Origin of the sequence: Actinomadura soli (assembly GCF_005889715.1) — a bacterium.
GTDB classification, from domain to species: Bacteria; Actinomycetota; Actinomycetes; order Streptosporangiales; family Streptosporangiaceae; genus Spirillospora; species Spirillospora soli.
In genome coordinates this window covers 1-7,345 of sequence record NZ_VCKW01000335.1, presented here as the reverse complement: position 1 = coordinate 7,345, position 7,345 = coordinate 1, and the positions used below count along the sequence as shown (strand labels likewise).

General features: G+C 72.9%; 8 protein-coding genes. 3 read left to right on the top strand and 5 right to left on the bottom strand.

Annotation, left to right across the window (positions count from 1 at the left end):
- The first annotated feature begins 158 nt into the window (after positions 1-158).
- Positions 159-2,441 (top strand): ATP-binding cassette domain-containing protein, encoded by a 2,283-nt coding sequence (locus tag ETD83_RS37205; protein WP_138649897.1) that lies wholly within the window; start codon positions 159-161, stop codon positions 2,439-2,441.
- 60 nt (positions 2,442-2,501) lie between these two features.
- Here the strand turns inward: ETD83_RS37205 and ETD83_RS37200 are convergent, their stop codons facing one another.
- Positions 2,502-2,963, bottom strand: coding sequence for a pyridoxamine 5'-phosphate oxidase family protein (locus ETD83_RS37200; protein WP_138649896.1), 462 nt, complete (start codon positions 2,961-2,963; stop codon positions 2,502-2,504).
- A 103-nt stretch (positions 2,964-3,066) separates the two neighbouring features.
- Positions 3,067-3,495 carry a VOC family protein gene (locus ETD83_RS37195; RefSeq protein WP_138649895.1) on the bottom strand — a complete coding sequence of 143 codons (429 nt, stop codon included), beginning with the start codon at positions 3,493-3,495 and terminating at the stop codon, positions 3,067-3,069.
- Between the two features lie 107 nt (positions 3,496-3,602).
- On the opposite strand from ETD83_RS37195, the gene ETD83_RS37190 reads away from it, so the two are divergent.
- Complete coding sequence (locus ETD83_RS37190) at positions 3,603-4,583, top strand: helix-turn-helix transcriptional regulator (RefSeq protein ID WP_138649894.1); 981 nt, start codon at positions 3,603-3,605, stop codon at positions 4,581-4,583.
- Between the two features lie 47 nt (positions 4,584-4,630).
- Here the strand turns inward: ETD83_RS37190 and ETD83_RS37185 are convergent, their stop codons facing one another.
- The 3 genes from ETD83_RS37185 to ETD83_RS37175 all read right to left on the bottom strand — a co-directional run bounded on the left by ETD83_RS37185 (position 4,631) and on the right by ETD83_RS37175 (position 5,975).
- Positions 4,631-5,131 carry a MarR family winged helix-turn-helix transcriptional regulator gene (locus ETD83_RS37185; protein WP_138649893.1) on the bottom strand — a complete coding sequence of 167 codons (501 nt, stop codon included), beginning with the start codon at positions 5,129-5,131 and terminating at the stop codon, positions 4,631-4,633.
- Between the two features lie 76 nt (positions 5,132-5,207).
- Complete coding sequence (locus ETD83_RS37180) at positions 5,208-5,474, bottom strand: hypothetical protein (RefSeq protein WP_230421443.1); 267 nt, start codon at positions 5,472-5,474, stop codon at positions 5,208-5,210.
- Between the two features lie 27 nt (positions 5,475-5,501).
- A complete protein-coding gene (locus ETD83_RS37175) occupies positions 5,502-5,975 on the bottom strand; it encodes a carboxymuconolactone decarboxylase family protein (RefSeq protein ID WP_138649892.1) in 474 nt (157 codons plus the stop codon).
- Positions 5,976-6,108: 133 nt separating this feature from the next.
- Between ETD83_RS37175 and pdxR the strand changes: the two genes are divergently transcribed.
- Positions 6,109-7,345 (top strand): MocR-like pyridoxine biosynthesis transcription factor PdxR (gene pdxR / locus ETD83_RS37170; RefSeq protein ID WP_230421442.1); only part of this gene is annotated, 1,237 nt, incomplete at its 3' end.

Sequence of the window (7,345 nt, the reverse complement as noted above, 5' to 3'; positions counted from 1 at the left end):
GGATGGGCGGGGTCGGCCCGCCACAGCAGGTCCATGGAGCGGCGGGCGTCGCCCTGCCCGGCGAAGACGACCACTTGCATCTCCTTATGGCATAAACTAATGTTTCGAGACCCCGATCTCTTTACAGCCTAATCTATCGAACGGACGAGGAAGCCCCCATGTCCCTGCCCTCCGCCGGGCGCACGGCGGCCGACGCGCACGACGTCATCGAGGTCCGCGGCGCCCGGGCCAACAACCTCGCCGACGTCAGCGTCGACCTCCCCAAGCGCCGCCTGACCGTCTTCACCGGCGTGTCGGGATCGGGCAAGTCCTCACTGGTGTTCGGGACGATCGCGGCCGAGTCGCGGCGGCTGATCAACGAGACCTACACCGCGTTCGTGCAGGGCTTCATGCCGAGCGTCGGCCGTCCCGACGTCGACGCGCTGCGCAACCTCAGCGCCGCCATCGTCGTCGACCAGGAGCGGATGGGCGCCAACTCCCGCTCCACCGTCGGGACCGCCACCGACGCCCACGCCATGCTGCGGATCATCTTCAGCCGCCTCGGCGAGCCCCACGCCGGCACCTCCACCGCGTTCAGCTTCAACAACGCCGAGGGCATGTGCCCCGACTGCGAGGGACTCGGCCGCGCCTCCCGCATCGACGTCGACCAGTTCCTGGACCGGGACCTGTCGCTCAACGACGGCGCGATCACCGTCCCCAACTTCGGCGCCGGAACCTGGTACTGGAAGGTCATCGCCCAGTCCGGCCTGTTCGACCCGGACACCAGGCTCCGCGACTACACCCCCGCCCAGTGGGACGACCTGCTCCACAAACCCGCCACCAAGATCAAGACCGGCGGCGGGACCATCAGCTACGAGGGGCTGCTGGTCAAGGTCAAGCGCCTCTACCTCGACCGCGACACCGAGACGCTGCAGCCCCACATCCGCGCGTTCGTCGAACGCGCCGTCACCTTCACCGCCTGCGCTGCCTGCGAGGGGACCCGCCTCAACCCCGCCGCGCTGGCCAGCCGCATCGGCGGCCTCAACATCGCCGACTGCGCCGCCCTGCAGATCGACGAGCTCGCCGAGGTCGTGCGCGGCATCGGCGACGCCTCCGTCGCGCCGCTGCTGGCCACCCTCCAGGACACCCTGGACTCCATGGTCGAGATCGGTCTCGGCTACCTCAGCCTGGACCGCGAGTCCACCAGCCTGTCGGGCGGCGAGGCGCAGCGCGTCAAGATGGTCCGCCACCTGGGCTCCAGCCTCACCGACGTCACCTACGTCTTCGACGAGCCCACCATCGGCCTGCACCCCCACGACATCGCCCGCATGAACGGCCTGCTGCTGCGGCTGCGCGACAAGGGCAACACCGTCCTGGTCGTCGAGCACAAGCCCGAGACCATCGCGATCGCCGACCACGTCGTCGACCTCGGCCCCGGCGCGGGCTCCGCCGGCGGGCGCGTCTGCTACACCGGCGACGTGGCCGGGCTGCGCGCCTCCGGCACCCTCACCGGACGCCACCTGGACCACCGCGCCCGGCTGCGCGACCAGGTCCGCGAGCCGTCCGGGCACCTGGCCGTCAAGGGCGCCGCCCTGCACAACCTCAAGGGCGTCGACGTCGAGTTCCCCCTCGGCGTCCTCACCGTCGTCACCGGCGTCGCCGGATCCGGCAAGAGCTCCCTGGTGCACGGGTCGCTGCCCGGACACGACGGCGTCGTCGTGGTCGACCAGTCCCCCATCCGCGGGTCCCGCCGCAGCAACCCCGCCACCTACACCGGGCTGCTGGACGCGGTCCGCGCCGCGTTCGCCAAGGCCAACGGCGTCCGCGCCGCGCTGTTCTCCGCCAACTCCGAAGGCGCCTGCCCCACCTGCAAGGGCATCGGGCTGGTCTACACCGACCTGGCCATGATGGCCGGCGTCGCCACCGTCTGCGAGAGGTGCCGGGGCCGCCGCTACACCGACGAGGTCCTCGCCTACACGCTGCACGGCAAGGACATCAGCCAGGTCCTGGCCATGTCCGTCGCCGAGGCCCGCGAGTTCTTCACCGCCGGGCAGGCCCGCGCCGTCCTGGACCGCCTCGCCGGCGTCGGCCTCGGCTACCTCGCCCTCGGGCAGCCCCTCACCACCCTGTCCGGCGGCGAGCGGCAGCGCCTCAAACTCGCCGTCCACATGGCGGGCAAGGCCGACGTCTACGTCCTGGACGAACCCACCACCGGGCTGCACCTCGCCGACGTCGACCAGCTCCTGGCCCTGCTCGACCGGCTCGTCGACGGCGGCGGCACCGTCATCGTCATCGAGCACCACCAGGCCGTCATGGCCCACGCCGACTGGATCATCGACCTCGGGCCCGGCGCCGGAGCCGACGGCGGCGAGATCGTCTTCACCGGCACGCCCGCCGAACTCGTCGCCGGCGGCGCCACCCTCACCGCCCGGCACCTGCGCGACTACACCGGCCCGGCCTGACCGCCCGCCCGACCCGCGACCGGCCCGCGGGCGGTCGCGGGCGGTCGCGGGGCGCGGCGCTCAGTCCGGCACGAGCCACTCGCCGTCGCGCATGACATCGCGTCCGCGCAGCTCGTTGACCTCCCGCCACGCCTGGATCCGCGACGGCCGCACCCGGAAGTACAGGTAGTGCTCGGACAGGGACCGCGGCTCGAAACCGGTCGCCGCGGCGAACGCGTCGGCCGCGCCGTCCGGCAGCTCCGCGGCCTCCAGCGCCTCCACCGCGCCGTCGATCATGATGACGTCGCGGGTGCCGCCCACCCCGACGCGCACCGTCCCCGACGCCCGCAGGTTCCGCCCCGTCACGCTCGCCGACGGCGTGGCGACCAGCAGCGACGACCCGTCCCACCGGAACGACAGCGGCACCATGTAGGGGGCGCCGGTCCGCGGGTCGGCGGTCGCCACCCACGCGTCCACGTCGCGTCCGAGCCGGTCCAGGACGTCCCGTTTGCGCTGCTCGGGCGTGCGTGCGGGCGGCGGCATCGCGGGCCTCCTCCTGATCGGGCTCCTGATCGGAGAGGTCCAACGGTAGCCCCCGCCCGCCGCCCGGACACGACAGGGACGCGGCCGGGACGCGGCCGGGGACTCAGCCCCGCCCGGTCGTCGCCAGCGTCTCCACGTAGTGCGGGTTGGACATCACGCCCAGGATGTTGCCGAACGGGTCGACGACCGACGCGGTGACGAACCCGGTCCCCTCGCCCCGCTCGGTGATCTTCTCGTGCTCCGTCGCGCCCAGCGACAGCAGCCGCGCCACGGTCGCCTCCAGGTCGTCGACGTGCCAGTACATGATCGCGCCGCCCGTGCCCGCGGCGTCCGCGCCGCCGGGACGGAACCGGGCGTCGATCAGGCCCAGCTCATGCTCGTAGTCCCCGATCCGGAACTCGTAGTAGGCGGCTCCCCCGCCCGGGCCCGGGACGCTGAAGTACGGCTGCACGCCCAGGAACCCGGCGTACCAGTCCTTGGCGGCCTCCACGTCGTCGGCCCAGAAGCTGATGGTGGCGAATCCTCGCAGCATGCCGTCCTCCTTAACCGGGGCAGGGATCTCGTTCCCTGCCCTACGTGTACGACGCTATCCCCCCAATAGGTCATTAAAAGTCCTATTAGGGCGGCAGGATGGAGAACATGCGCGATCCGTCCGGGCGGCTGCTGCGGCTGCTGTCCCTCCTGCAGACCCCCCGCGAATGGTCGGGCGCCGAACTCGGCGACCGGCTCGGCGTCACCGCCCGCACCATCCGCCGCGACGTCGACCGGCTCCGCGAGCTCGGCTACCCCGTCCACGCCACGCACGGCAACACCGGCGGCTACCGGCTCACCGCCGGCGCCGCGATGCCGCCCCTCGTGCTCGACGACGACGAGGCGATCGCCATGGCGATCGGCCTGCGCACCGCCGCCGCCGGCGCCGTCACCGGCATCGAGGACACCTCGCTGCGCGCCCTCGCCAAGCTGGAGCAGGTCCTCCCCCACCGGCTGCGGCAGCGCGTCGCCGCGCTGACCGAGGCCGCGGTGCCGCTCCCGCCGCAGGACGCCGCCCCGCCCGCCGCCGACCCCGGCGTCCTGGCCCTGCTCGCCGCCGCCTGCGTCACCCGCGAGAAGGTCCGCTTCGCCTACACCGCCGCCGCCGGCCGCGAGACGCGCCGGTTCGCGCAGCCGCACCGGCTGGTCGCCGCGGGCCGCCGCTGGTACCTGGTCGCCTACGACGAGGACCGCGCCGCCTGGCGCACCTTCCGCGCCGACCGCATCACCGGCCCGCACCGCACCGGCGTCCGCGGCCCCGAACGCGAGCTGCCCGGCGGCGCCGATGCCGCCACCTGGGCGATGGACACCCTCGCCGGCGGCTCCGGGACGATCCGCGCCCGGCTGCTGCTGCACCTGCCAGCCGACCAGGCCGCCGCGCACGTCACCGCCTGGCAGGGCGTCCTGGAACCGGTCGACGACCGCACCTGCCTCCTGCACACCCGCTCGGACTCGCTGCGGTTCCTCGCCTACCGCGTCACCCTGCTGACCGTCGACTACACCCTGCTCGACCCGCCCGAACTCGCCGGCCACCTGGCCACCATCGCCACCCGCGCCACCCGCGCGATCCGCCCCTTCACCGAGCCCTGACCACCGCCCCGTCCCCTCGGACGGACGCCCTGGCGGCGGGCGCCCGGTCAGTCGAGCGAGGTGTCGCCCAGCGACTCCAGGAGCGTGCGCAGCGCCCCCTCCAGCCGCTCCCGCTCGGCCGCGCCCAGGCCCGCCAGCAGCCGCTCCTCGTTGGCGATGTGCAGGCCCACCAGCTCGTCCACGACCTCCAGCCCCCGCGCCGTCAGCCGGATCCGCACCGACCGCCGGTCGCCGGCGTCGCGGACCCGCTCGACCAGCCCCTTGGCCTCCATCCGGTCGATCCGGTTGGTGATCGCCCCCGAGGTGACCATCGCCGCCCGCAGCAGCCCGCCGGCCGTCAGCTCGTAGGGGGCGCCGTGGCGGCGCAGCGTCGCCAGCACGTCGAACTCCCAGCCCTCCAGCCCGTGCGCGGCGAAGAAGTCCTTCAGCTCCCGGCCCAGCAGCCGCTGCGCCCGGGAGATCCGCCCGAAGACGCCCATCGGCGAGGTGTCCAGGTCGGGCCGCTCCCGCTCCCACTGCGCCAGGATCGCGTCCACCGCGTCGGCCATGGGTCCTCCTCGATCCACAATCTCAACGTTGAGATTATCTCGCGGCGCGGGCACGAGCGCGGACCCTTCGCACCGGCTACGCGTCGGGCCGCCGCCGCACCATCTCGGTGATCCAGACGGGCGCGAACGGGGACGTGCAGCCCGGCGACGCCGGGTAGTCCTTGAGCACCTCCAGGCGCTCACCGATGCCGACGGCGCGGGCGCGGTGCCCGGCGTGCTCGATCCCGATGGTGGCCAGGCATTCGTTCATCGCCCATTGCAGGCGGTCCGGGGCGTCCTTCATCTCCGCCTCGATGACGTCGAGCAGTCCCGCGAGGTCCAGGCCCCCGGGCTCCTTGGCCACCCGCGCGGTCGTCAGCGCCCAGCCGGCTCAGCGGCGTTCGTCGGTGCCTGGGGTCTTGGTGGTCGTGACAGCGATGCGGTTCCAGGTGTTGATCGTCAGGATCACCGCGATGAGCTGGGCCAGTTCGGTGTCGTCGAAGTGGTCGGTGGCACGCCGGTAGACATCGTCGGGGACGCCGCCGGTGATCTGTGTGATGGCTTCGGTCAGGGCCAGCGCCGCCTGCTCGTCGGGAGTGAAGAAGTGCGCCGCGTCCTGCCACACCTGGACCATGTGCAGGCGTTCTTGGTTCTCGCCCGCCTTCCGTGCGTCAGCGGTGTGCAGGTGGAGGCAGTACGCACAGCCGTTGAGCTGGGAAGCGCGGATCTGGACCAGTTCGACCAGGGCTGGGTCCAGCCCGTCGCGGGCGGCGGCGTCGAAGCTGATGAGGGCTTTGAACGCGCGCGGCGCGGATACGGCGAAGTCGACGCGGGAGGAGTGGAAGATCTCGGGGGCGTTGGTCATGCGGTTAGCCTAGGGACCCGAGAGACCGATCCAAGGGGGCAGTCGGGTGCCGGATTCCCAGGTCAATTTCGCCCGTGAGGCGGGCTCAGACCTGCATCTTGAGCTATCGTCTACGGGGCCTCGCCGGGCGGCGGTGGCGGCGGCGCTGCGGGAGGCGGTGCGCAGTGGGCGGCTCGCGCAGGGGACCCGGCTGCCGCCGTACCGCTCGCTCGCCGTGGATCTGGGGGTCGCGCGCAACACGGTCGCGGACGCGTATGCCGAGTTGGTCGCCGAAGGCTGGTTGACAGCCAGGCAGGGTTCCGGTACCCGGGTCGCTGAGCGCGTCGTGGCCAAGCCGCGGCGTGTCCCCAGGAAGGCCCCTGGCCGTGGGGACGGCGCCGCCCACGATCTGGGGCAGGGGCAGCCGGACGCGACGTCCTTTCCGCGCGCCGCGTGGGCCGTGGCCGTTCGTCGCGCGGTGACCGCCGCACCACATGACGCCTTCGCCCCCGGCAGCCCTCAGGGGCGTCCCGAGCTCCGCCGCGCGCTGGCCGAGTACCTCGCACGGACGCGTGGCGTGTCTGCTTCACCGGACCAGATCGTTGTCTGCGCCGGGTTCGCGCACGGGCTGCGTCTGTTGTTCGGCGGCGGGGTGCTGTCTGGGCCGCTGGCTGTCGAGCCGTACAGCCTGCCCTTCCACCGCGGCGTCCTGGCCGGCGCCGGAGTGCGCACGATCCCGCTGGGCCTGGATGAACGGGGCGCGCGGACCGACGAACTGGCGTCGCGCCCTGGCACCTCGTCGCGGCGCGGGGCACGTGCCGTTCTGCTCACTCCCGCTCATCAATTCCCGACCGGCGGCCCGCTGCATCCGACGCGCCGTGCCGCGGCCGTCGACTGGGCGCGCGGTCGTGGCGGTGTGGTGCTGGAGGACGACTACGACGGCGAGTTCCGCTACGACCGGGAACCGGTGGGCGCCGTTCAGGGGCTTGATCCCGACCACGTGGTCTACATCGGCTCGGTCAGTAAGAGCCTGTCCCCGGCGATCCGGCTCGGCTGGATGGTTCTGCCGCCGCACCTGGTCGACCTCGTGCTCGCGGCCAAGGGGCTGCGCGAGGCGTGGACGGGCGTCACCGACCAGCTCGCGCTCGCGGAGTTCATCGCCTCCGGGCACTACGACAAGCACATCCGCCGCATGCGGCAGCGCTATCGCGCCCGCCGCAACCAGCTCGTCGCGACGCTGGCCGAACGCGCCCCGCACATCGCGGTGACCGGAATCGCGGCCGGGCTGCACGCCGTCCTGCGCCTGCCCCCGGGCACCGAGGCGTCCACCGTCAAGGCGGCCACCTGGATGGGTGTGGCCCTCGACGGCCTGGCGACGTTCCGCCACCCCG

Excerpts from the sequence above, each read along its gene's own strand:
- ETD83_RS37205 (WP_138649897.1), top strand. The coding sequence starts at position 159 with ATGTCCCTGCCCTCCGCCGGGCGCACGGCGGCCGACGCGCACGACGTC.
- ETD83_RS37200 (WP_138649896.1), bottom strand. The coding sequence starts at position 2,963 with ATGCCGCCGCCCGCACGCACGCCCGAGCAGCGCAAACGGGACGTCCTG.
- ETD83_RS37195 (WP_138649895.1), bottom strand. The coding sequence starts at position 3,495 with ATGCTGCGAGGATTCGCCACCATCAGCTTCTGGGCCGACGACGTGGAG.
- ETD83_RS37190 (WP_138649894.1), top strand. The coding sequence starts at position 3,603 with ATGCGCGATCCGTCCGGGCGGCTGCTGCGGCTGCTGTCCCTCCTGCAG.
- ETD83_RS37185 (WP_138649893.1), bottom strand. The coding sequence starts at position 5,131 with ATGGCCGACGCGGTGGACGCGATCCTGGCGCAGTGGGAGCGGGAGCGG.
- ETD83_RS37175 (WP_138649892.1), bottom strand. The coding sequence starts at position 5,975 with ATGACCAACGCCCCCGAGATCTTCCACTCCTCCCGCGTCGACTTCGCC.